This is a genomic window from Micromonospora ferruginea (assembly GCF_013694245.2).
Taxonomy (GTDB): Bacteria; Actinomycetota; Actinomycetes; order Mycobacteriales; family Micromonosporaceae; genus Micromonospora; species Micromonospora robiginosa.
Genome location: NZ_CP059322.2, coordinates 6,436,502 through 6,457,861, shown reverse-complemented (window position 1 = coordinate 6,457,861; position 21,360 = coordinate 6,436,502). Strand labels below are relative to the sequence as shown.

Annotated in this window: 19 protein-coding genes and 1 pseudogene; 9 read left to right on the top strand and 11 right to left on the bottom strand. The window is 74.0% G+C overall.

Going from position 1 to position 21,360, the window contains the following annotated elements; all coding sequences use genetic code 11:
• Positions 1 to 6 precede the first annotated feature (6 nt).
• On the top strand, positions 7 to 1,353 hold the full coding sequence (locus H1D33_RS29155) for an ABC1 kinase family protein (protein ID WP_181570152.1): 1,347 nt from the start codon (positions 7 to 9) through the stop codon (positions 1,351 to 1,353).
• A 305-nt stretch (positions 1,354 to 1,658) separates the two neighbouring features.
• Here H1D33_RS29155 and H1D33_RS29150 read toward each other — a convergent pair whose 3' ends face one another.
• The 3 genes and pseudogenes from H1D33_RS29150 to H1D33_RS29140 all read right to left on the bottom strand — a co-directional run bounded on the left by H1D33_RS29150 (position 1,659) and on the right by H1D33_RS29140 (position 4,695).
• Positions 1,659 to 2,024, bottom strand: a complete 366-nt coding sequence (locus tag H1D33_RS29150) for a WhiB family transcriptional regulator (protein ID WP_073828771.1) — start codon at positions 2,022 to 2,024, stop codon at positions 1,659 to 1,661.
• A 132-nt stretch (positions 2,025 to 2,156) separates the two neighbouring features.
• Positions 2,157 to 2,408, bottom strand: a complete 252-nt coding sequence (locus tag H1D33_RS29145) for a hypothetical protein (protein ID WP_181570153.1) — start codon at positions 2,406 to 2,408, stop codon at positions 2,157 to 2,159.
• Between the two features lie 123 nt (positions 2,409 to 2,531).
• Positions 2,532 to 4,695 (bottom strand): annotated as a pseudogene (locus H1D33_RS29140) (ATP-dependent DNA helicase UvrD2).
• Between the two features lie 90 nt (positions 4,696 to 4,785).
• Here H1D33_RS29140 and H1D33_RS29135 point away from each other — a divergent pair.
• The gene (locus tag H1D33_RS29135; RefSeq protein ID WP_091068606.1) at positions 4,786 to 5,028 is read left to right on the top strand and encodes a mycoredoxin; all 243 of its coding nucleotides are present in this window, start codon (positions 4,786 to 4,788) and stop codon (positions 5,026 to 5,028) included.
• A gap of 57 nt (positions 5,029 to 5,085) precedes the next feature.
• Here the strand turns inward: H1D33_RS29135 and H1D33_RS29130 are convergent, their stop codons facing one another.
• Complete coding sequence (locus tag H1D33_RS29130; protein ID WP_220138728.1) at positions 5,086 to 6,351, bottom strand: MFS transporter; 1,266 nt, start codon at positions 6,349 to 6,351, stop codon at positions 5,086 to 5,088.
• 203 nt (positions 6,352 to 6,554) lie between these two features.
• Between H1D33_RS29130 and H1D33_RS29125 the strand changes: the two genes are divergently transcribed.
• The 3 genes from H1D33_RS29125 (at position 6,555) to H1D33_RS29115 (ending at position 8,304) form a co-directional block, all read left to right on the top strand.
• A complete protein-coding gene (locus tag H1D33_RS29125; RefSeq protein WP_181570156.1) occupies positions 6,555 to 7,526 on the top strand; it encodes a helix-turn-helix domain-containing protein in 972 nt (323 codons plus the stop codon).
• Between the two features lie 71 nt (positions 7,527 to 7,597).
• Positions 7,598 to 7,837, top strand: a complete 240-nt coding sequence (locus H1D33_RS29120; protein ID WP_181570157.1) for a DUF397 domain-containing protein — start codon at positions 7,598 to 7,600, stop codon at positions 7,835 to 7,837.
• A 197-nt stretch (positions 7,838 to 8,034) separates the two neighbouring features.
• Positions 8,035 to 8,304: a hypothetical protein gene (locus tag H1D33_RS29115; protein ID WP_181570158.1), complete on the top strand. Its 270-nt coding sequence runs from the start codon at positions 8,035 to 8,037 to the stop codon at positions 8,302 to 8,304.
• 138 nt (positions 8,305 to 8,442) lie between these two features.
• Here H1D33_RS29115 and nudC read toward each other — a convergent pair whose 3' ends face one another.
• From nudC to H1D33_RS29100, 3 genes are read right to left on the bottom strand one after another with little or no spacing between them, the layout of a single operon-like run.
• Positions 8,443 to 9,390, bottom strand: a complete 948-nt coding sequence (nudC, locus tag H1D33_RS29110; protein WP_181570159.1) for an NAD(+) diphosphatase — start codon at positions 9,388 to 9,390, stop codon at positions 8,443 to 8,445.
• On the bottom strand, positions 9,387 to 10,715 hold the full coding sequence (locus H1D33_RS29105) for a M16 family metallopeptidase (protein WP_181570160.1): 1,329 nt from the start codon (positions 10,713 to 10,715) through the stop codon (positions 9,387 to 9,389). The genes nudC and H1D33_RS29105 overlap by 4 nt, the downstream gene beginning before the upstream one ends.
• Positions 10,712 to 12,022 carry a M16 family metallopeptidase gene (locus H1D33_RS29100; protein ID WP_181570161.1) on the bottom strand — a complete coding sequence of 437 codons (1,311 nt, stop codon included), beginning with the start codon at positions 12,020 to 12,022 and terminating at the stop codon, positions 10,712 to 10,714. The genes H1D33_RS29105 and H1D33_RS29100 overlap by 4 nt, the downstream gene beginning before the upstream one ends.
• A gap of 148 nt (positions 12,023 to 12,170) precedes the next feature.
• Here H1D33_RS29100 and H1D33_RS29095 point away from each other — a divergent pair, with 148 nt between their 5' ends.
• Genes H1D33_RS29095 through H1D33_RS29080 form a run of 4 tightly spaced genes read left to right on the top strand, consistent with a single transcriptional unit; the run spans position 12,171 to position 15,324 of the window.
• On the top strand, positions 12,171 to 13,232 hold the full coding sequence (locus H1D33_RS29095; RefSeq protein WP_181570162.1) for an ABC transporter substrate-binding protein: 1,062 nt from the start codon (positions 12,171 to 12,173) through the stop codon (positions 13,230 to 13,232).
• Positions 13,229 to 14,008 (top strand): ABC transporter ATP-binding protein, encoded by a 780-nt coding sequence (locus H1D33_RS29090; RefSeq protein ID WP_181570163.1) that lies wholly within the window; start codon positions 13,229 to 13,231, stop codon positions 14,006 to 14,008. Before H1D33_RS29095 ends, H1D33_RS29090 begins: the two co-directional genes overlap by 4 nt.
• Positions 13,998 to 14,882, top strand: coding sequence for an ABC transporter permease (locus H1D33_RS29085; RefSeq protein WP_181570164.1), 885 nt, complete (start codon positions 13,998 to 14,000; stop codon positions 14,880 to 14,882). The genes H1D33_RS29090 and H1D33_RS29085 overlap by 11 nt, the downstream gene beginning before the upstream one ends.
• Before the next feature lie 4 nt (positions 14,883 to 14,886).
• Complete coding sequence (locus tag H1D33_RS29080; protein ID WP_181570165.1) at positions 14,887 to 15,324, top strand: RrF2 family transcriptional regulator; 438 nt, start codon at positions 14,887 to 14,889, stop codon at positions 15,322 to 15,324.
• Between the two features lie 298 nt (positions 15,325 to 15,622).
• Here the strand turns inward: H1D33_RS29080 and H1D33_RS29075 are convergent, their stop codons facing one another.
• From H1D33_RS29075 to H1D33_RS29060, 4 genes are all read right to left on the bottom strand, one after another.
• Positions 15,623 to 15,787, bottom strand: coding sequence for a hypothetical protein (locus H1D33_RS29075; RefSeq protein WP_181570166.1), 165 nt, complete (start codon positions 15,785 to 15,787; stop codon positions 15,623 to 15,625).
• Positions 15,788 to 15,973: 186 nt separating this feature from the next.
• The gene (locus H1D33_RS29070) at positions 15,974 to 17,227 is read right to left on the bottom strand and encodes a DEAD/DEAH box helicase (protein ID WP_181570167.1); all 1,254 of its coding nucleotides are present in this window, start codon (positions 17,225 to 17,227) and stop codon (positions 15,974 to 15,976) included.
• A 214-nt stretch (positions 17,228 to 17,441) separates the two neighbouring features.
• Positions 17,442 to 17,645, bottom strand: a complete 204-nt coding sequence (gene cspE, locus H1D33_RS29065) for a transcription antiterminator/RNA stability regulator CspE (RefSeq protein WP_013288421.1) — start codon at positions 17,643 to 17,645, stop codon at positions 17,442 to 17,444.
• A gap of 228 nt (positions 17,646 to 17,873) precedes the next feature.
• Positions 17,874 to 21,353: an ATP-dependent helicase gene (locus H1D33_RS29060; RefSeq protein ID WP_181570168.1), complete on the bottom strand. Its 3,480-nt coding sequence runs from the start codon at positions 21,351 to 21,353 to the stop codon at positions 17,874 to 17,876.
• Between the last annotated feature and the right edge of the window lie 7 nt (positions 21,354 to 21,360).

Sequence of the window (21,360 nt, the reverse complement as noted above, 5' to 3'; positions counted from 1 at the left end):
GGTCGGGTGACCGACATCCCGCGGCGGGCCGTGTCCCGCACCGCCAAACTCGCCGCCCTGCCGCTCGGATTCGCCGGTCGAACCGTCCTCGGCATGGGGAAGCGGGTCACCGGGCTCGCGTCCGACGTCATCTCCGCCGAGATCCAGCAGCGCACCGCCGAGCAGTTGTTCAGCGTCCTCGGGCAGCTCAAGGGCGGGGCGATGAAGTTCGGTCAGGCCCTGTCGGTGTTCGAGGCGGCGCTGCCCGACGAGATCGCCGCGCCCTACCGGCAGGCGCTCACCAAGCTCCAGGAGGCCGCCCCGCCGCTGCCGGTGGCGACCGTGCACAAGGTGCTCGCCGAGCAGCTCGGGCCGGAATGGCGGGACCGGTTCGTCTCCTTCGACGACGTCCCGGCCGCCGCGGCGAGCATCGGCCAGGTGCACCGGGCGGTGTGGCGCGACCCGGGCTACGGGCCGAACGGCGGCCCGCGGCACCGGGACGTCGCCGTGAAGATCCAGTACCCGGGGGCCGGTGACGCCCTGCTCGCCGACCTCAAGCAGCTCTCCCGCCTGGGCGGCATGTTCCGCGCCATCCAGCCGGGGCTGGACGTCAAGCCGCTCCTGGCCGAGCTGCGCGAGCGGATCACCGAGGAGCTGGACTACGAGCTGGAGGCCGAGTCGCAGCGGACGTTCCACGCCGCGTACGCCGACGACCCGGACATCTTCATCCCGGAGGTCCTCGACGCCGCGCCCCGGGTGCTGATCACCGAGTGGGTCGAGGGCATCCCGCTCTCCGAGATCATCCGGGAGGGCACCGAGGAGCAGCGGAACGAGGCCGGGCGGCTGATGGCCGAGCTGCACCTCTCCGCGCCGGAGCGGGCCGGGCTGCTGCACGCCGACCCGCACCCGGGCAACTTCCGGCTGCTGCCCGACGGCCGGCTCGGCGTGATCGACTTCGGCGCGGTGGCCCGCATGCCGGAGGGCACGCCGGAGCCGATCGGCCGGATCGCCGCGCTCGCCCTGCGGGGCGACGCCGACGGCGTGGTGGACGGGCTGCGCGACGAAGGCTTCGTCGGCCGCAACGAGTCGATCGACGCCCCGGCGGTGCTCGACTTCCTCCGCCCGATGCTGGAGCCGATCGCGGCCGACGAGTTCCGGTTCACCCGGGCCTGGCTGCGGGCCGAGGCGGCCCGGCTGGCCAGCCCCCGCTCGGCCGCCTACCAGCTCAGCCGGCAGCTCAACCTGCCGCCGTCCTACCTGATGATCCACCGGGTGACGCTGGGGTCGATCGGGGTGCTCTGCCAGTTGGAGGCGAAGGCGTCCTACCGGTCGATCCTGGAGCGCTGGCTGCCCGGGTTCGCCCCGGTGGCCTGAGCACGGAGCACGCCGAAGGGGCGGTGACCATCCGGTCACCGCCCCTTCCTCATTTGTCGATCTAGAGAACGCCCAGGTCGCGGGCCGACTGGCCCCGACCCCGCATGGCTACGGTACGGGCGGAACGGGTTGCCTCAGTGCTCGTGGTGGTGCGACCGGCCTGAGGCCGGGGCATTCGAGCCCTCGACAACGCTTCGTGGAGTAGTTGCATCTCGGTTCCGTTCGGCAGGTGCAGCATCGGTTTCTCTTCTCAGGTCGGCCGGTGGAGGGACACCGGCATCGGTCGGTCGTGGAACGTAGGTGTGTCAGGCTGCCAGCCGGACGGCGCTACGCGACTCGGACAGCCCGCTGGCCGCCAGTCGCGCCTCCGCCTCGACCCGGAGCTGCGCGTCGCGGGCGAGGTCCTCCTTACGCGGACGGCCACGGGGCCGCTTACGCGGGACGACCGCGCCACGCTCGAAGATCTCGCCGCCCCAGACGCCCCAGGGCTCGGCTCGCTCCACCGCCCCGGCCAGGCACTCGACGCGCAGCGGGCAGTCCCCGCAGAGCGACTTGGCCAGCTCGAGCTCGGCGGGCGAGTCGGAGAACCACAGGTCGGGGTCGAACTTCCGGCAGGGCAGGTTCGCCTCCACCTCGACGCTCACGTCGAGTGGGGCCAACGCCAGACTCATCCTCCGGTCACCTCTCTCTCACTTCGATCTCGTGGATCGCATTTCCGACGTACGGCGGCGGTACAAAAAACTGAGGCCGCGGATCCCGGTGTGCGGGTTCCGCGGCCTCGAGGTGAGCCGGTGGTCTGTGGATCAGACCGGTCTACCTCGAGGTGGAACGCCGCGGACATCAGTGCGCTTCTTGGCGCCGATGCCCATGCCCGTGAAGCCACTGGTCCCGTCGACCCCGTTGATCGGCGCGACGGTCAGGTTCAGCTCGGCCTGAACCTGGACCTGGTGCGCCTGCGGAGCCCACGGTCGAGCGGCAAGGGCCACCCGGACGGACGACAGGGGAACGCCGGCAGCTGGCATCGCCGCCGGACGCTCGTAGATGTAGATCTCCATTGGTGCCACCTCCCTGACCTTCCTCGTGCCGACCATGGACTCATCCCCCGTGAGCAGCCAGAACAGCGCCGCTTCGAGGTGTGTCCTGAGGCTATTCCTCGCCCTCGGGGGAGGGCAAACGATTTACGGCCAGATTTTGAAACTTTTCTGCGGGCAGAACCTGGTCCACCGTCGCCCCGGCCACCAGGGCCAGCACCGTATCGCCGTAAAGCCCCACTTTCCGGGGCCCGATCCCGGCGATCGCGACCAGGTCCTCGGTGCGTCCCGGCTTCCGCTCCGCCAACGCGGTGAGCGTGGCGTCGGTGAAGACCACGTACGCCGGCACCTTCTGCGCGCCGGCCACCCGCTGCCGCCACTCGCGCAGCCGCTCGTACAGCTCCTCGTCCAGGTCCGACGGGCAGGTCGGGCAGCGGCCGAGCTTCCGGTCGGCGCCGGCGAGCAGCGTGGCGCCGCAGATCCGGCAGGAGACCACCTGCGGTCGCCGCCGCTCGGCCTTCCGGGCCGGACCCGTGCCGCCGGCCCGCTCGCCGCCGCCGGAACGGTCCAACTGGGGCAGGAAACGCGACGGCCGCCGGGCCCGCCCGCCGGGCGAGCGCGCCGCCGCGTACGACAGCCAGAGCCACTCCCGGGCCCGGGTGATCCCCACGTAGAGCAGCCGCCGCTCCTCCTCGACCTGCTCCGGCGTCTTCGCGTACGTGGTGGGCAGCGTGCCCTCGGCCAGCCCGACCAGGAACACCGCGTCCCACTCCAGGCCCTTGGCCGAGTGCAGCGACGCCAACGTCACCCCCTCGACGGTGGGCACGTGCTGCTGGGCGGCGCGCCGCGCCAACTCCTCGGTGAAGGCGGCCAGCGTCACCGGCCGCTCCACGGCGGCGGCCTCGCCGATCGGCACCACCTCGGGCGTCGCGGCGTACTCCTCGGCGAGCTGGACCAGCGCGGCGAGCGCCTCCCAGCGCTCGCGCGCCGCGCCGCCGGCCGGGGGCGCGTCCGGGGCCCAGCCGACCGCGGCGAGCCCTTCCACCACGGCCGTCCTGAGCGGCGTCTCCCCCGGGACGGACCGGACGGCGGCGCGCAGCGCGATCATCGCCTGGCGCACCTCGGGCCGATCGAAGAACCGCTCCGCACCCTGCAACACGTAGGGCACCTCGGCCTCGGAGAGCGCCTTCTCGTACGCCTCGGACTGCGCGTTGGTGCGGAACAGCACCGCGATCTCCCGCGCCGGGGTGCCGCCGGCCACCAGCGCCCGGCAGCGGGCGGCGACGGCGTTCGCCTCGGCCGGCTCGTCGGTGAAGATCCGCAGCTCCGGCTCGGGGCCGGGCCGGCGCTGGCCGTGCAGCTCCAGGCGCAGCCGCGCCTCGGCGCCCCGGGCCGCCGAGATCACCGCGTTGGCCAGGCCGACCACCTGCGGGGTGGAGCGGTAGTCGCGGACCAGCCGGACCACCGTCGCGCCGCGATGGTGGCGCGGGAAGTCGACCAGGTAGGACGAGGTCGCGCCGGTGAACGAGTAGATGGTCTGGCTGGCGTCGCCGACCACGGTGAGGTCGTCCCGGCCGCCGAGCCAGACGTCCAGCAGCCGCTGCTGGAGCGGGTTGACGTCCTGGTACTCGTCGACCACGAAGTGGCGGTACTGGTTGCGCACCTGCTCGGCCACGTCCGGGTGCTCCTCGATCCCCCACACCGCGGCGCGCAGCATGTCCTCGAAGTCGATCACCCCGTTGCCGCGCTTGAGCCGCTCGTACGCGGTGAACACCTCGGCCACCCGGGCCGGCTCGTACGGCGTCTCGCGCAGCGCCTTCGCCGCGGCCACCGCGTATTCGTCCGGCTCGACCAGGGACGACTTGGCCCACTCGATCTCGGCGGCGAGGTCGCGGGCGGCGGCCCGGTCGGCGCGCAGCCCCACCTTGGCGGCGGCCAGCGTGACCACCCGCACCTTGCTGTCCAGCAGCTCCGGCATGGCCCGTCCGGCCAGCAGCCGGGGGGCGAAGTAGCGGACCTGGCGCAGCGCGGCGGCGTGGAACGTGCGCGCCTGCACGCCGCCCACCCCGGCCACCGTGAGACGACTGCGCATCTCGGCGGCGGCGCGGGCGGTGAACGTGACCGCCAGCACGTGTCGGGCGGCGATGTCGCCGGTCAGCGCCCGGTAGGCGATCCGCGAGGTCACCGCCCGGGTCTTGCCCGTGCCGGCGCCGGCCAGGATGCAGACCGGGCCGGCCGGGGCGGTGACCGCGGACCGCTGCTCCGGATCCAGCCCGGTCAGCACCCGTTCCGCCGCTGAGTGAACCCCCACAGCAGGGAATCATCCCAGCCCCGTCCGACGTTGCAGCGGTTAGCCTGGCCTGATCGGACCGGGCGTGAGCCACCCTTGGAGGACCAGACCATGCTGACGATGTATTCCACCCCGTGGTGCGGCTACTGCCACCGGCTGAAGTCGCAGCTCGACCGGGAGGGCATCGCGTACGAGGTGGTCGACATCGAGCAGGACACCGCGGCCGCGGAGTTCGTGATGGGTGTCAACGGCGGCAACCAGACCGTGCCGACGCTGCGTTTCGCCGACGGCAGCGCCCTGACCAACCCCTCGATCAACCAGGTGAAGCAGCACCTCGCCGCGCTCCCCGGCTGACCGGAGCGGACCTGCCGAGCGGCCGCACCCCGTCGGGTGCGGCCGCTGGTCGTCTGCTCAGCGCGTGCGGCGCCGGTCGGTGGTGGCGAGCATCTCGTCGTCGAGCGGCCGGCGGGGACCCGGCACGCGGGCCGGACCGGCGCCCGGCGGGGTGAGCCCCCGACCCCGCCAGAGATAGAGGCCGGCCGCCGTGGTGATCGCCCCGACCAGCGCGAACAGCAGCCGGTAGTCGAACACCCCGACGAGCAGCGCGCCGGTGCCGATGGAGACCGCCTGCGGCCCGCTGATCAGCGCCTTCGACGCGGCGGTGACCCGGCCCAGCAGCGCCGGCGGCGTCCGGCGCTGGACCAGGGTGTGCAGCCCCACCATGGTCAGCGGCAGGGAGATGCCGGCCAGCAGCAGCGCCACCACCCCGAGCCAGAGCCGGGGGTACGCCAGCGCCAGCGCGGCCGGGCCGAAGAACGTCACCCCGACGGCGAGCGCGCCCAGCTCACCGAGCCGGCGGACCACCGCGGCCGAGAACAGGCCGCCGATCAGGCCACCGACGCCCTGCACCATGACCAGCACGCCGACGAACGCGGCGTCACGGCGCAGGCCCAGATCGACGTACGCGAAGATCAGCGACTCGGTGAAACCCATCACCAGCGAGCCGAGCCCGTAGCCGACGAGCGCCCGGCGCAGCGCCGGCTGGCGGGCCAGGTGGCGCAGCCCGGCGCCCACCCCGGCCGACCAGTGGCGCCCCGGGTCCGGCGGCACGCTCTCGTCCGCCCGCAGCAGGCCGACCACCGCCGCGGCGGCGAGGAACCCGCCCATCGCCAGGGTCACCAGCAGCCAGCCGCCGACGGCGGCGTAGATGCCGGCCCCGGCGAGCGGCCCGACCAGCCGCAGCCCCTGCCGGACGGTCTGCAACGCCCCGTTCGCGTCGGCCAGCAGGTCGGCCGGCACCAGGTGCCGGATCAGCCCGTTGAGCACGGCGGTCACCGTGATCGAGGAGAAGCCGTAGAGCGCCGCCACCAGGTAGATGACCCACACGTCGGAACGGTCCCGGACGGTGAGTAGCGGACCGAGCAGCACGGCGGCGACCAGGTTGGCGGTGATGAAGAAGGGCCGGCGGCGGTAGCGGTCGACCACCCAGCCGACCAGCGGGGCGAACGCCATCGGCGCGATCACGGCGAAGACGGTGGCCCCGGCCATGCTGTCCGAGCCGGTCAGGTCCTTCACCCAGACCGCCAGGGCGAGCAGCAGGATCGACTCCGCCGCCATGCTCGCCACCATCGCGGCGAAGAGCAGGCGGAAGTCGGGGCGGCGCAGGACGGTGCGCATCGGTTCCCTCCGGCAGGGGTGCGCCCGCGGGCGCGTCGGGGGCGGGCGCCCCATGTAGGCGCTCTCCAGAGTCCTCTTTTTGTCTCGTGACACGCCCTCGCCGGACCCGCCGACACCGGTCGCGCCGTCCATACTGGCCGTGGGGGGCGAATTCCATACAGTTACCGTCGCGTCTCGCGACGGTCGACGGGAAAGAGGACGCCGTGCCTCCTGCCGCACCAGGCCCGTTTCTGCGTCGTCGCCGCCTCGGCACCGAGCTGCGCCGGCTCCGTGAACAGGCCGGTCTCACCGGTGACCAGGTCATCGAGCGGATCGGTTGGGCCTCCGCATCCAAGCTGTCCCGGTTGGAGAACGGCCGCAGCCGCCCCGACCCGGACGACGTCGACGCGCTGCTGACGCTCTACGGCGCCGACGACGAGCAGCGCGCGGATCTGACCGGCATCACCCACGAGGCCGGCGACATGCGGGGTTGGCTGCGCAACTTCCCGGTGATGACCCAGCAGCAGCGCGCCTTCGCCGAGCTGGAGGTGGGCTGCGCGGAGATCTCCGAGTACAACCCGGTGCTGGTGCCCGGGCTGCTGCAGACCCCGGGGTACGCCCGGCACCGGATCCTGTCCGCGGCCCGGGTGGCCGAGGAGGCCGGCGACCCGGATCCGGAGGACCCGGAGACCGAGGTGGCCGCCCGGCAGGCGCGCCAGTCCCTGTTGTCCCACGTCCCCCAGTACACCGCGGTGCTGGAGGAGGCCGCGCTCGGCCGGCGGGCCGGACCGCCGGAGGTGTTGCACGAGCAGCTCGTCCACCTCTGTGAGCTGGCCCTGCTGCCGAACGTGGAGCTGCGGCTGCTGTTGCGGGACACCCGGGTGGGCGACTGGTACCTTCCGCCGACCGCCTTCTCGGTCTATCGGTTCGCCGATCCCCTCGATCCGGAGACGTTGGCGATCGAAAGTGGGTTCACCGACGTCATGTCGACCGAGGCAAACACCCTAAATCGCTATAAAGTGGTGTTCGAGTGGCTATGCTCGTCGGCACTCTCCGCATCGGACACCCTCTCCTGGTTGATCGAGGCGACGGGACGGCTGACCGGCACGGCAGTCGAGTCCACCGTGGCGCACGGGCCGGCAACGGCGCCGACCCAGCGTCGCCGGGACTCGGGGCGTCTCACGACGGAACGGTGATCCCGCCGGACACCGTCCGGCGACGGCGTCGCTCGTTCCCCATCGGAGCACCTCATCAGGAGCAGGACACCATGAACGAGATCCGCCACAGCACGACCGCCCGCTCGGGGCACCTCGCCGGCGCCGCCTGGCGCAAGAGCACCCGCAGCCAGACCTCGAACTGCGTCGAGGTCGCGCCGCTCGGCACCGGGCCGGCGACCATGGCGCTGCGGGACAGCAAGGACCCGAGCGGGCCGGTGCTGCTGTTCAACCGGGCCGGCTGGCTCGGCTTCATCGCCGGAGCGAAGAACGGCCAGTTCGACCTGAACTGATCCGGCGAGTGCCCGGGGGCCGTCGGCGTCACGCCGGCGGCCCCTCGCATGTCCACCCCCGACAACCGTGCTGACCTGGGATCCCCCGAACGGTCGAGCCGGCCGGTTTCACTTGCTGGGACGAGGTGCGGGCGTACGATGACGCATGGAGTGACGTGGAAGTTCCACCGCGCATCCGTCCGTCTCCGGGGGACACCATGCGGTTCCTGATCGTCCGCACCGAGATCCGTAACGCCGCCGACGCCGACATCGCCGCCGCCTGGGCCGACGGGGGTCGCCTGCGGGACGAGACCCGCGCCCCGGAGCCCCGCCGCCAGGTCGTCCACGCCGAGGACCGGGACGCCGCCCTCCTGCTCGCCCGCGCGTTGTCCGCCGTCGGGGCGGTCCGCGCCGGCCGGCACCGGGTCAAGGTGCTGCCCATCGACGAGCCCGCCCCCGGCCACCCCTACCGCTGGGACGGCGGATGACCCGCCGCTGACGTCCGTCGTGGCCGGAACCGGCTCCCCCGCCGTGCTCCACGCCTCACCCGGCCACGACGGCCCGTGTTCCCGGCCCGAGACCGCCGCGGCAACGACGGTCCGGGCCGGGACCGCGTCCGCCCCGGGTCAGCAGTGGCCGTCGAGCCAGCGGTGCACCAGGAACAGCGCGATCGACGACGGCGGCGGCAGAAGCAGGCGGTCCCCGCCGTCCACCGGCACCGCCTCACCGGCCAGCGCGGCCCCGATCTCCCGCCGGCTGAACCAGCGCGCGTGCGCGATCTCGGCCGGGTCGACCCGGATCTCCTCGTCGGCGTTTGCCCGGGCCAGGAAGCCGAGCATCAGCGAGCCGGGGAACGGCCAGGCCTGGCTCGACACGTACCCGATCTCCTCGACCGCGACGCCGACCTCCTCGCGGACCTCGCGCAGCACGGCGGCCTCGGCCGACTCGCCGGGCTCGACGTAGCCGGCCAGGCAGGAGTAGCGACGCACGCCGGGGCTGCTCGGCCAGGCGGCGTTGTTGCCCAGCAGGCAGCGCCCCTCCGGGCCGTCCACCCCGTCGTGCACCAGCACGATCATCGCCGGGTCGGTACGCGGCCAGGTGCGGTGACCGCCCGGGTCGACCCGCGACCAGCCCGCCTCGTCGACCTGCGTGGGCTGCCCGGTCGACGCCGAGTAGCCGTGCCGCAGATGCCAGTTGAGCAGCGCCAACGCGGTGGTGAACAGGCCCGCGTCCCGGTCGGTCATCAGGTGGCCGACCTCGCGCAGGTGGGCGCGGCGGGTGCCGGGCAGCGCCGGCAGCGGCCCGTCCACCGCGAAGACCGGCACCCCGTCCGGCTCCAGGCCGAGGAACATCGGCACCGATCGGGGCACCTCGGGCAGCTCGCCGGCGCCGACCAGGACAAGTTCCGGCGGCGCGCCCTCGCCGCGCACCAGGGCGCGGCCCTCGTCGGCCGAGTCCAGCACCAGCACCCGGGAGACCTCCCACGCCTCCGCCAGCCAGGCCGGGTCGGTACGCCGGTGGGCGGCCCGGTCCAGGGTGGACCGGGCCAGCGGCGGCGCCGCCTCACCCGTCATGCGTCTTCCCTGTGCACCGGGGTGAGCGCGGCGAGCGAGTCGGCGATCCGGGCCGCGTCGCCGAGCACCACGGTGACCGCGTGCGCCGGGGCGAGGTAGCGGGCGGCCACCTCGGCGACGTCGTCCACGGTCGCGGCGGCCAGCCGGGCGGCGTGCTCGGTGAGGAAGTCCAGGCGCAGCCCGTTGCCGGCGTACGCGCTGGTCAGCGACGCGAGACCGGCCTGGGTGGACATGCCGAGCTGGAGTGTGCCGAGCGCGTACTGGCGGGCCTGCTCCAACTCGTCCGGCTTCGGCGGCACGGTGGCCAGCCGGCCCAGCTCGTAGCTGGTCTCCAGCAGCGCCGGCGCGGTCACCTCGGTCGCCACCTCGGCGCCGGCAACCAGCACCGAACCGGCCACCGAGTGCTCGACCAGCGAGTGCGGCCCGTACGTGTAGCCCTTGTCCTCGCGGATGTTCTCCACCCAGCGGGAGGAGAAGTAGCCGCCGAAGATCAGGTTCGCCAGTTGCAGCGCCGCGTGGTCGGGATGGGTGCGGGGCACCGCCGGCAGCGCCAGGCGCAGCGACGACTGCACCGAGCCGGGCCGGTCGATCAACAGCAGCGGCCCCGGCTCCAGCGGCGGGGCGGGCGGCAGCTCGGCCACGTGACCGTCGCCCCGCCAGCCGGCGAGCGCCGCCTCGGCCGCGTCCAGCGCCCGCTCCGGCCGCACGTCGCCGACGAGCACCAACACCGCACCGGCCGGGTGCACCCGCTCGGCGTGCAGCTTGCGCAGCGCGGCCGGCCGGACCGCCCGCACCTGATCGGGCTCGGGGGTCTGCACCGCGTACGGGTGGCGGCCGTAGATCCGCTTGAGCAGCGCGGTCCGGGCCAGGTGGGACGGCTGGCTCTGGGCCACCTGGATGTGGTCGACCAGCCGGTCCCGCTCGGTCGCCACCCAGTCGCCCGGGTAGCTCGCGCCGGTGAGCACCTCGGCGAGCAGCTCCAGCATCCGGTCCAGCCCGGTCACCAGGCTCGCGCCGGAGAGCATCAGCCGGTCCGGGTCGAGACCGGCGGAGAGCCCGCCGCCGACCTTCTGCAGCTCGGCGGCGATCTCGGTGGCGCTGTGCGCCTCGGTGCCGGCCAGCATGGTCTGCGCCAGCATCGCGCCGCGGGCCAGGTGGGTCCGCCCGAACGGCATCCAGAGCCGCACCTCGACCAGGGGTACGGCGGGGCGGCGTACCGCGATCACGGTGAGGCCGTTGCCGAGCGTGCGCTCGGCCTGCTTCGGCACGGTGAGTCGCCGGTTGGGCCCGAGGGCCGGCAGCGGCCGGACGGTGGTGGCGGTCACTGAGCACCTCCGGCGACGACCTCGACGGACGCGCGGCGCTCGGGGCGCAGCGTGGCGGCGGCGGCGCGGACCTGGTCCTCGGTGACCGCGCCGACCAGCCTGGGCAGGTCGTTGAGCAGCCCCGGTTCGCCGCGTTGCTGCTCCAGCACCGCCATCCGCAACGCCCGGCCGAGCACCGCGTCGGTGTCCCGCAGCAGGTGGGTGGCCATCCGGGCCTGGGTACGCGCCAGCTCCCCCTCGACCAGCCCGTCGGTGGCCAGCCGGTCCAGCTCCTCGTCGACGGTGCGCAGCACCTTGTCCACGTCGCCGCCGGGCGGCAGGTGCGCCTGGAGCAGCAGCGCGGTGGGGTCGCGCACGTCGAACGGGTCGCCCATGAAACCGAGGTAGCCGCCCACGCCGGTGACCGTGCGGTCCCGCTGCACCAGCCGCTCGACCAGCCGGGACGCGTCGCCGTCGGTGAGCACCTCGGCCAGCACCACGTAGGGCAGGTAGCCGGCGAAGTCGGTGACCGGGTCGGGCACCCGCCAGGCGCCCGCCACCGCCGGCAGCGGGGCCAGCGCGTCGGTGTACGTGCTGCGCCGCTCGGTGGTCAGGTCCGGCTCGGTGAAGTCGGGCCGTTCCGGGGCGGGGCGGGCCGGCACGTCGCCGAAGTGCCGTTCGATCAGCGCGGTCGCCTCGGCCACGTCGATGTCGCCGCTGACCGCGAGCACCGCGTTGCCGCTGGCGTAGTAGCGGCGGAAGAAGTCGGCCGCGTCGGCCACGGTCGCCGACTCCAGGTCGTCGAAGGAGCCGTAGCCGTCGTGCGCGTTGGGGAAGGTGTCGAACATCACCGGGGGCAGCGTCAGCCAGGGGAACCCGCCGTACGGCCGGTTGAGCACGTTGACCCGGATCTCCTCCTTGACCACGTCGACCTGGTTGCGCAGGTTCTCCTCAGTCAGCCGGGGGCCGCGCATCCGGTCGGCCTCCAGGAACAGCGCCCGTTCCAGGGCGTTGCTCGGCAGCGTCTCGAAGTAGTCGGTGTAGTCCAGGTGGGTTGAGCCGTTGAAGGTGCCGCCGGCGCCCTGCACGTGCCGGAAGTGGGCCAGCTTCTCCAGGTTCTCCGAGCCCTGGAACATCAGGTGCTCGAAGAGGTGGGCGAAGCCGGTGCGGCCCTCCGGCTCGGAGCGGATGCCGACGTCGTAGACCACCGCCACCCCGATCACCGGGGCGCTGCGGTCGGGAGTGAGCACCACTCGCAGGCCGTTGTCGAGGGCGAACCGCTCGACCGGGTACTTCGTGGCGGGAATCCTGGCTCTCCTGGTCGGCACGCGATCGACACTAGCGCCTCCGTACCGGCCGCACCGGCGGTGTGCCCTGGCCGAACGGTGGACAGACGCGGGACGGGGCTTGACGGCGGCCCCGTCCTGCCCCACTCTTCCTACCAACTAAATAGGAATACTGCGGATTGGACATTCGATGAGACGGCTCCCCCTGCGCCGCCTGGTCACGCTGGCCACCCTGGCCGCGGTCGGCGCGGCCACGCTCGGCACCACCGCCGCCTGCGGCGACGACAGCGACGCCGCCGGCGCCTCCGGTCCGGTGACGCTGCGCCTGGGCTACTTCCCCAACATCACCCACGCGCCGGCCGTGGTCGGCGTGGAGAAGGGGATCTTCAAGGAGAAGCTGGGCAGCGACGTCACGCTGGAGACGAAGACGTTCAACGCCGGCCCGGCGGCCATCGAGGCGGTCTTCTCCGGCGCGCTCGACGCCACGTACATCGGTCCGAACCCGACCGTGAACGCCTTCTCGAAGTCCAAGGGCGAGGCGGTCCGGGTGATCTCCGGCGCCGCGTCCGGCGGCGTCGCGCTGGTGGTCAAGCCCGGCATCACCTCGGCCGAGCAACTGCGCGGCAAGAAGATCGCCACGCCGCAGCTCGGCAACACCCAGGACGTGGCGCTGCGCTACTGGCTCAAGGAGAAGGGCCTGGAGACGACCAAGGAGGGCGGCGGCGACGTCAAGGTCGTCCCGCAGGAGAACGCGCAGACCGTCGAGACCTTCGGCAGCGGCGCCATCGACGGCGCGTGGGTGCCGGAGCCGTTCGTCTCCCGACTGGTCAACGCCGGCGGCAAGGTGCTCGTCGACGAGCGCGACCTCTGGCCGGACAAGAAGTTCGTCATCACCAACCTGCTGGTCAGCACGAAGTTCCTCAAGGCGCACCCGGACGTGGTGAAGAAGCTGGTCGAGGGCCAGGTGGCGGCGAACGAGTTCGTCAACGCCAAGCCGGACGAGGCGCAGCAGGCCATCTCCGAGCACATCGGCAAGATCACCGGCAAGCCGCTGGACATCAAGCTGATCAAGCAGGCCTGGCCGACGCTGGAGTTCACCAACGACCCGATCTCGTCCTCGCTGAAGACCGGCCTGGACCACGCGGTCGCGGTCGGGCTGACCCAGCCGGTCGACCTGAAGGGCCTCTACGACCTGACGTTCCTCAACGAGGTGCTGAAGGCCGCGGGCAAGCCCGAGGTCACCCAGCCGTGACGTCGACCACGACGACCCCGCGCAGCGCGACCGGCTCGGTCGCGCTGCGCGGCGTGACCAAGGTGTACGGCCAGGGCGAGCAGGCGGTCCTGGCGCTGGACGGGCTGTCGCTGGACGTCGCGCCGGGCGAGTTCGTCTGCCTGGTCGGCGCGTCCGGCTGCGGCAAGAGCACGCTGCTCAACCTGGTCGCCGGGCTGGACCGGGTCAGCGGCGGCACGATCGAGCTGGGCGAGGGCGTCAACCCGGGCCTGATGTTCCAGGAGCCGGCGCTGTTCCCGTGGTCGACCGTCGAGGGCAACGTCGAGGTGCCGCTGAAGCTGCGTGGCCTCCCCCGTGACCAGCGCCGGGAGCGGGTCGCCGAGCTGCTGCGCACGGTCCACCTCTCCGAGTTCGGCCGCAAGCGCCCGCACCAGCTCTCCGGCGGCATGCGGCAGCGGGTCGCGCTGGCCCGCACGCTCGCGTTGGACACGCCGGTGCTGCTGATGGACGAGCCGTTCGGCGCGCTCGACGCGATGACGCGCGACATCCTGCACGACGAGCTGGAGCGGATCTGGGGCGAGCGCAAGCTCACCGTCCTGTTCGTCACGCACAACGTCCGCGAGGCGGCGCGGCTCGCCGACCGGATCGTGCTGCTCTCCAGCCGGCCCGGCCGGATCATCTACTCCACCCCGGTCGACGTGCCCCGTCCCCGGCGGATCGACTCGCCGGAGGTGTCGGCCATCGCCGCCGAGGTCACCGACCGGCTGCGCAAGGAGGTGGGCCGGCATGGCCAGTGACACCCTCACCGGGTCGGCGCGTACCGACGCCGAGATCTCCGGCCTCGACGCACTGGAGATCGCCGGGCAGGAGAAGGGCCCGTCCCGGGTACGCCGGCTCTGGTCCGCCACCTGGCCCAAGTTCGCCGCGCTGGCGCTGGCCGTCGCCCTCTGGCAGGCGGTGGTGTGGAGCGGCTGGAAGGAGCCGTGGGCGCTGCCCGGCCCGGCGGTGGTCTTCGCCGACCTCGGTCACTACCTGGTCAGCGCGGCGCTGTGGGAGGGGCTGGCCACCACCGCCCGCCGGGCCGCCGTCGGCTTCGCCGCCGCGGTCGCGGTCGGCCTGCTGCTCGGCCTCGGGGTGGCCCGGGTCAAGGTGCTGCGCGCGGCGCTCGGTTCGATGATCACCGCGTTGCAGACCATGCCGTCGATCGCCTGGTTCCCGCTGGCCATCCTGCTGTTCCAGCTCAGCGAGCAGGCCATCTTCTTCGTGGTGGTGCTCGGCGCCGCGCCGTCGGTCGCCAACGGCGTCATCCACGGCGTCGACTACGTGCCGCCGCTGCTGGTCCGGGCCGGCCGCAACCTCGGCGCCCGGGGGCTCAACCTCTACCGGTACGTGATCGCGCCGGCCGCGCTGCCCGCCATCGTGGCCGGGCTCAAGCAGGGCTGGGCGTTCGCCTGGCGCAGCCTGATGGCCGGCGAGCTGCTGGTGGTCATCGCCACCCGCACGTCGATCGGCGCGCAGCTCACCTACGCCCGGGAACTGAGCGAGGCGCCCCGGCTGATGGCCATCATGATCGTCATCCTGGTGGTCGGCCTGCTGGTGGACACCGCGTTCGGCGCCGCCGACAAGGCGATCCGCCGCCGCTGGGGCGTGCTGGACCAGGCCGGCAACTGACGACGTGTACATCTCCGCGCGCGCCGACTACGCGCTCCGTGCCATGCTCGCCGTCGCCGACGCCGGCGCCACCGGCGACGGGCTCTCCGGCGGCGAGCTGGTCAAGGCGGCGAGCCTGGCCGACAGCCAGGACATCCCGCTCAGCTTCCTCCAGGGGATCCTGCTCGACCTGCGCCGGGCCGAGCTGCTGCACAGCCACCGTGGCACCGAGGGCGGGTACGCGCTGACCCGGCCGCCCGCCGAGATCAGCGTCGGCGACGTGCTCCGCGCCGTCGGCGGCGCGCTCACCAGCGTGCGTGGCCTGCCCGCCGACCGGGCCGGCTACCACGGGGTCGCCACCGGACTGCGCGACGTCTGGCTGGCGGTGGACGGCGCGATCGCGCTGGTGGTGGACCGCACCACCCTGGCGGACCTGCTGGCGGACCGCACGCCGGCGCCGTGACCCGGCCTGCCGCGCCGCCCGCCCGGACGTGCCGGTGCCGGGGACGCCGGGCGGGGCCCGGTGCCGGGGCCCCGCCCGGCTGCTCGCGCCCCGGGCGGTCGCGTCGGGCACGCCGATGCCGATGGCCACGACGTCCTCGACGGCGCTGACCGGCCCGGCCGGTGGATGCCACGGAAGAAGGCATCGCTCCGACGCGATATGACCGAGAGGCATTCTTATGCCTCTGAGGTATATCCCTTTTTATCGAACGGCCGCCGATCGACGTCACCGCGCGTGACGATCCGACCGGCGAAGATGATCAGCCGGGGTTGAACGTGCGGGCCGCACCCCGGTCCGGTGGACCGCCCCCGGTCGGATGCCAGGGGCCGAACGCGACCACCACGGCGAGCGCCAGGCCGGCACCCGCCACCGCGAGCACCAGCAGCACCTCCCGGGCCCCGCCCGGGCCGGCGTCACCCGCCATGGTCCCCTCCCGCCTCCGGCCGGTCCACCCGGACCGCCCGGGACCAGCTTCGTCGCCCCGACGACAGCGGACAGTCGGCCACCCGACTGAAGATTCGCTGATCCCCGACTCAGCGCCGTGGCGCCGAGCGAGCGGTCGGCGAGGCGGGCACGGGCCCGCCGAGGGAGGGCCGCCGGGACCCGCCGGTCAGCGGCGGCGCGGGCGGCGGCGGGGACGGGTCGCCGGAGCGGGGTGCGCCGCGGCCGGCGGCGTGATGGTCACCGGCGTGCCGGAGGGCTCCCGCGCGCCGGTCAGGCGGCCCAGCTCCGCGTCGCCGGGGCGTACCCGGGTGGTCTTCGGGTTGATCCCCGCGGTGCTCATCAGCCGGGCGACGTCGCGGCGCTGCTCCGGCAGGACCAGGGTGACCACGGTGCCCGACTCCCCGGCCCGCGCGGTCCGGCCGCCCCGGTGCAGGTAGTCCTTGGCCTCGGTCGGCGGGTCGGCGTTGACCACCAGGTCCAGCCCGTCGACGTGGATGCCCCGGGCCGCCACGTCGGTGGCCACCAGCGCGGTGACCTGGCCGGTGCGGAACTGCTCCAGGATCCGGGTGCGCTGCGGCTGCGACTTGCCGCCGTGCAGGGCGGCCGCGCGGACGCCCTTGGCCAGCAACTGGCGGGCCACCCGGTCGGCGCGGTGCTTGGTGGCGATGAAGACGATGGTGCGGCCCTCCCGCGCGGCGATGCTGGCCAGCGCGCCCGGCTTGTCCTCCGGCTCCAGGTGCAGCACGTGGTGGGTCATCGCGGTGACCGTGGCGGTGCCCGGGTCGACCGAGTGGGTGACCGGGTCGGCCAGGAAGCGGCGGACCAGCCGGTCCACGCCCCGGTCCAGGGTGGCCGAGAAGAGCATCCGCTGCCCGCCCGGCGCGACCTGCTCCAGCAGTTTCGTCACCTGCGGCAGGAAGCCCATGTCGGCCATCTGGTCCGCCTCGTCGAGCACGGTGATGTCCACCTGGTCCAGCCGGGCGGAACCCCGGTCGATCAGGTCGTGCAGCCGGCCCGGCGTGGCCACCAGCACCTCGGCGCCGGCGCGCAACGCGTCCGCCTGCCGGGTCAGCGAGAGCCCGCCGACCACGGTGGCGCAGCGCAGCCCGAGCGCGGAGGCGTACGGGGTGAGCGCGGCGGTCACCTGCGCGGCCAGTTCCCGGGTCGGCACCAGCACCAGCGCGAGCGGGCGGCCGGGGCGGGCCCGGCGACCGGCCGTACGGTGCAGCAGCGGCAACCCGAACGCGAGCGTCTTGCCGGAGCCGGTCCGGCCGCGGCCGAGCACGTCCCGGCCGGCCAGCGAGTCGGGCAGGGTGGCCGACTGGATCGGGAACGGCGCGGTGATGCCCTGCGTGGCCAGTTCGGCGACGAGCGCCGGGGCCAGGCCGGTGGAAGCGAACGTGGGCAGGGTCGTGGTCATGCGGACAGCCTTCCTCGAGGCGGCACGTGTCGAGGAAGGGCGCCGATCAGCGGCGCGTCACCGGCGTGGCCGGTGGTCACAAGCACGAACCGAAAAGGTACGGGCCGGCCCGCCTCGGCGCGCCACGTCCCGGGGTACGGGAGGGCGGCGCGGCGGGCCGGCCCGTGCACCACGCCCGGCGGGGCGCGGTGGTGGTGCCGGTTGATCTAAAAGATCAGAGCGGGCGGATGTTCTCCGCCTGCGGGCCCTTCTGGCCCTGGGTCACCTCGAACTCGACCCGCTGGTTCTCGTCCAGGCTCCGGTAGCCGGAGGTCTGGATCGCCGAGAAGTGGGCGAAGACGTCAGCGCCGCCGTCGTCCGGGGTGATGAAGCCGAAGCCCTTGTCAGCGTTGAACCACTTCACGGTGCCAATTGCCATGTGTTTCGTCTCCTTGACGGAACGGTCGGCCCGCACGTGTTGCGGGCCGGAGAGGAGCACCCCACGCATTGCTGCGTGGCGTGCCTGTCGCTGCTGGTCGCCCCGCCCGGAGAACTCCGGACACAACAAAGAGCGCCTGGGGCCACAATCCGCCAGGCGCACACAGAGTCTCTGGAAACCAAAACTGCAACGAGGACAACGTACCACGGATCTCGCCCGGTGGGGAGATCACGCCGCAAATTCCGGTACGGCGGTCACCAGGCCGGTCAGCCCCTCGACGTCGAGCAGGTCGGCCGGGCGGACCGTCACCGCGTCCCGGACGTAGTGGAACGCCGCGCCCACCCGGTCCACCGGCACGCCCGCCAGCTCCGCCCAGGCCAGCCGGTAGACCGCCAACTGCACCGCCGCCGCCTCGGCCTCCCGGCCGGCGGGCTGCCGGCCGGTCTTCCAGTCGACCACGTCGAAGCGCCCGCCCGGACGGGCGAAGACCGCGTCCATCCGGCCCCGCACCACCACGCCGGCGATCACCGTGGCGAACGGCACCTCGACCTCCACCGGCACCCGGTCGGCCCACTCGCTGGCCAGGAAGCGCTCCTGCAACTCGGTCAGCGCGTCGTCCGGCGCGGCGCCCTCGTCGGCGGCGCCGGGCAGCTCGTCGACGTCCAGCAGCCGGTCGGCGCCGAAGCGCTGCTCCAGCCAGGCGTGGAAGGCGGTGCCCCGCCGCGCGTACGGGCTGGGTTCGCTCGGCATCGGCCGGCGCAGCGTACGGGCCAGCGCCTCGGGGTCGCGCCGCAACGCCACCAACTGGGTCACCGAGAGCTGGCCGGGCAGTTCCACCTCGACCGCCTCGGCCCGGCGGGCCAGCTCCGCCCGCTCGGCGAGGAGCAGGTCGGCCTCCCGCCGCCACCGGGCCACCTCCGGATCCGCCGGCGCCGGCTCCTCGGCCCCGGCCACCCCGCCGGCTCCGGCCGCGGCGCCGTCGCCCACCCGGGTCCCGATCGCACCGGCGCCGGTCGCCGGGATCGCGGTGTCGGCGACGGTGGCCAGCAGGGCCGCCTCGCGGCGGGCCGCCTCCGGGTCGGCGAGGTGACGGCGGACCAGCGCCGCCGCCTCCGTCAACGCCGGCCGGCGACCGCCGAGCGGGTCGGCCGGCCACTCCGCGCGCAGCACCGTCTCGGTGGTCGGGTTCACCGCGTCCCCGGCCGGCTCCGGCGCCCACGCGTCGACCACGTGCCCGTCCGCGCCGGTGAGACCGGCGTCGTGCACCTCGCGCAGGAACACCGACGGCCCCCGGAACCGCTTCGTCCCCTCCCCCCACCAGTAGCCGGAGCAGAGCAGCAGCCGCCGGGGCCGGGTCACCGCCACGTACGCCAGCCGGCGCTCCTCCCGCTCGTCGTGCGCCCGCCAGGCGTCGGTGAACTCGGCCAGCGCGCGGGCCACCGCACGCTGGTCCGCGGCCTCCGGCAGGGCCAGCTCGGGCAGCCCGTCCGCGTCGCCGCGCAGCGGGAACGGCAGCACGCCGAGCCCGCCCAGCCAGTGGTCGGAGTTCCGTACCGGCCCCGGCCAGACGCCCCGGGTCAGCCCGGCCACCGACACCACGTCCCACTCCAGGCCCTTCGCGGCGTGCGCGGTGAGCACCTGCACCGCGCCCGCCACCACCTCGACCTCGCCCGGGGCCAGCCCACGCTCCTCGTCCTCGGCGGCGGACAGGTAGGCCAGGAAACCGGCGAGCGTGGCGCCCGGCGTCTCGCCGCTGAACCGGGCCGCCACGTCGCCGAGCGCGTCCAGGTGGGCACGGGCCAGCCCGGCGTCCCCGGCGCCGTCCCGGCCGGCCCGGACCGCCACCTCCACGTCCAACCCGATCGTGCGTTCGATGTCCGCGATCAGCTCCGGCAGCGACTGGTCCAGCCGGTAGCGCAGCAGCGCCAGCTCCATCCCGTACGACCGGAGCCGGGCGAAGCCCTCCGCCGAGTACGCCTGGGCCGGCCCGAGGTCGGCCAGCGCCTCGACCAGCGTCGCCTCGTCCAGCACGTCCACGACGATCTCCGGGCCGTCGTCCCCGGTCAGCTCCCGGCGACCGCGGGCGATGGCCCGGGCCCGCCGGTGCAGGGCGACCAGGTCACGCGGGCCGATCCGCCAGCGCGCGCCGGTCAACAGCCGCAACAGCGCCGCCCCGTCGGTCGGGTCGGCCAGCACCCGCAGGGTGCACACCACGTCCCGTACCTCCGGGGTGTCCAGCAGGCCACCGAGCCCGACCACGTCCACCGGCAGCCCCCGGGCCCGCAACGCCGCCTCGATCGCCGGGATCTGGCTGCGCAGCCGCACCAGCACGGCGGTGGTGGGCCGGCGGTCGGCCGGGATGTGCTCGGGCAGCGCGCCCGGCATCCCGGCCGCGCCCCGCCACGCCGCCAGCACGCTGTCCGCGATCCAGTCGGCCTCGTCGGCGTACGTCGGCAGCAGCGCGCAGTGCACGGTGCCGCCGGCCCGACCGGCGGGCGTGCGGTGCGGGATCGGATCACTGACGCTGAGCGCGGCGTGCAGCTCGGGCACCCGCGCCCCGGCGGCCCGCAGCGGCACCGAGAGCGCGTTGGCGACGTCGAGGATCTCCGGCCGGTTGCGCCAGCTCGTGGTGAGACCCAGCACGTCGGCGGGGGTGCCGTCGGCGCGGGCGAACTCGCCCGGGAACCGGTCCAGCGTGCCGGCGCTGGCCCCGCGCCAGCCGTAGATGGACTGGCACGGGTCGCCCACGGCGGTGACCGGGTGCCCGCCGCCGAACAGCGCGTTGAGCAGCACCACCTGCGCGTGGCTGGTGTCCTGGTACTCGTCGAGCAGCACCACCCGGTAGCGGTCCCGCTCGATGACCCCGACGCCCGGGTGGTCGCGGGTCACCCGGGCCGCGCGGGCGAGCTGGTCGGCGAAGTCCATCGCCTCGAAATCGTCCTTGCGCCGGCCGTACGCCCGGACCAGCGGCAGCAGCTTCAGCCTGGTCCGCTGGAGCTGGAGCGCCCTGCGCACGTCGGCGTAGACCCGGCCGGGGCGCGACTGCACCTCGGCGAAGAACCGGCCGGTCCAGCCGGCCAGCTCGTCCGGGTCGACCAGGTGCTCGTCCAGCTCGCCGGCGAGGGCCAGCACCGCGTCGGTGATGGTGGACGGCATCCGGTCCACCTCGGACATGTCCCCGTCGTAGTTGCGCACCAGCAGGTCCACCAACTGCCAGCGGGACGCCTCGGTGAGCAGCCGGGTGGTCGGCTCGTAGCCGGCGCGCAGCCCGTGCTCGGTGACGATCCGCCCCGCGTACGAGTGGTAGGTGGACACCGTCGGCTCGCCCGCGAACGGATCGTCGCGCGGATCCCGGCGCGGCCGGCCCAGTCGACGGACGAGCTGGTCGAGGCGGGTCCGCACCCGGTGCGCCAGCTCGCCGGCCGCCTTGCGGGTGAAGGTGAGCCCGAGGATGTGCTCGGGGCGCACGTACGCGTTGGCGACCAGCCAGACCACCCGGGCGGCCATCGTCTCGGTCTTGCCCGACCCGGCGCCCGCGACCACCAGCAGCGGCTCCACCGGCGCCGCGATGATCGCGGCCTGTTCCCGGGTGGGCGCCGGCAGCCGGAGCAGCCGGGCCAGCTCGACAGGCGTGTAGCGGGGGCCGGCGTCGGCGGTCCGGGGCGCGGGCGTGCCGGCGGCGTCGAACAGCGCCGGTTGGATGGTCATGGTCCGG

Bases quoted from the DNA above. Each gene is read 5' to 3' on its own strand.
- H1D33_RS29150 (WP_073828771.1), bottom strand. From the start codon at position 2,024: ATGAGTCTGGCGTTGGCCCCACTCGACGTGAGCGTCGAGGTGGAGGCG.
- H1D33_RS29145 (WP_181570153.1), bottom strand. From the start codon at position 2,408: ATGGAGATCTACATCTACGAGCGTCCGGCGGCGATGCCAGCTGCCGGC.
- H1D33_RS29135 (WP_091068606.1), top strand. From the start codon at position 4,786: ATGCTGACGATGTATTCCACCCCGTGGTGCGGCTACTGCCACCGGCTG.
- H1D33_RS29130 (WP_220138728.1), bottom strand. From the start codon at position 6,351: ATGCGCACCGTCCTGCGCCGCCCCGACTTCCGCCTGCTCTTCGCCGCG.
- H1D33_RS29120 (WP_181570157.1), top strand. From the start codon at position 7,598: ATGAACGAGATCCGCCACAGCACGACCGCCCGCTCGGGGCACCTCGCC.
- H1D33_RS29115 (WP_181570158.1), top strand. From the start codon at position 8,035: ATGCGGTTCCTGATCGTCCGCACCGAGATCCGTAACGCCGCCGACGCC.
- nudC (WP_181570159.1), bottom strand. From the start codon at position 9,390: ATGACGGGTGAGGCGGCGCCGCCGCTGGCCCGGTCCACCCTGGACCGG.
- H1D33_RS29095 (WP_181570162.1), top strand. From the start codon at position 12,171: ATGAGACGGCTCCCCCTGCGCCGCCTGGTCACGCTGGCCACCCTGGCC.
- H1D33_RS29085 (WP_181570164.1), top strand. From the start codon at position 13,998: ATGGCCAGTGACACCCTCACCGGGTCGGCGCGTACCGACGCCGAGATC.
- H1D33_RS29075 (WP_181570166.1), bottom strand. From the start codon at position 15,787: ATGGCGGGTGACGCCGGCCCGGGCGGGGCCCGGGAGGTGCTGCTGGTG.
- H1D33_RS29070 (WP_181570167.1), bottom strand. From the start codon at position 17,227: ATGACCACGACCCTGCCCACGTTCGCTTCCACCGGCCTGGCCCCGGCG.
- cspE (WP_013288421.1), bottom strand. From the start codon at position 17,645: ATGGCAATTGGCACCGTGAAGTGGTTCAACGCTGACAAGGGCTTCGGC.
- H1D33_RS29060 (WP_181570168.1), bottom strand. From the start codon at position 21,353: ATGACCATCCAACCGGCGCTGTTCGACGCCGCCGGCACGCCCGCGCCC.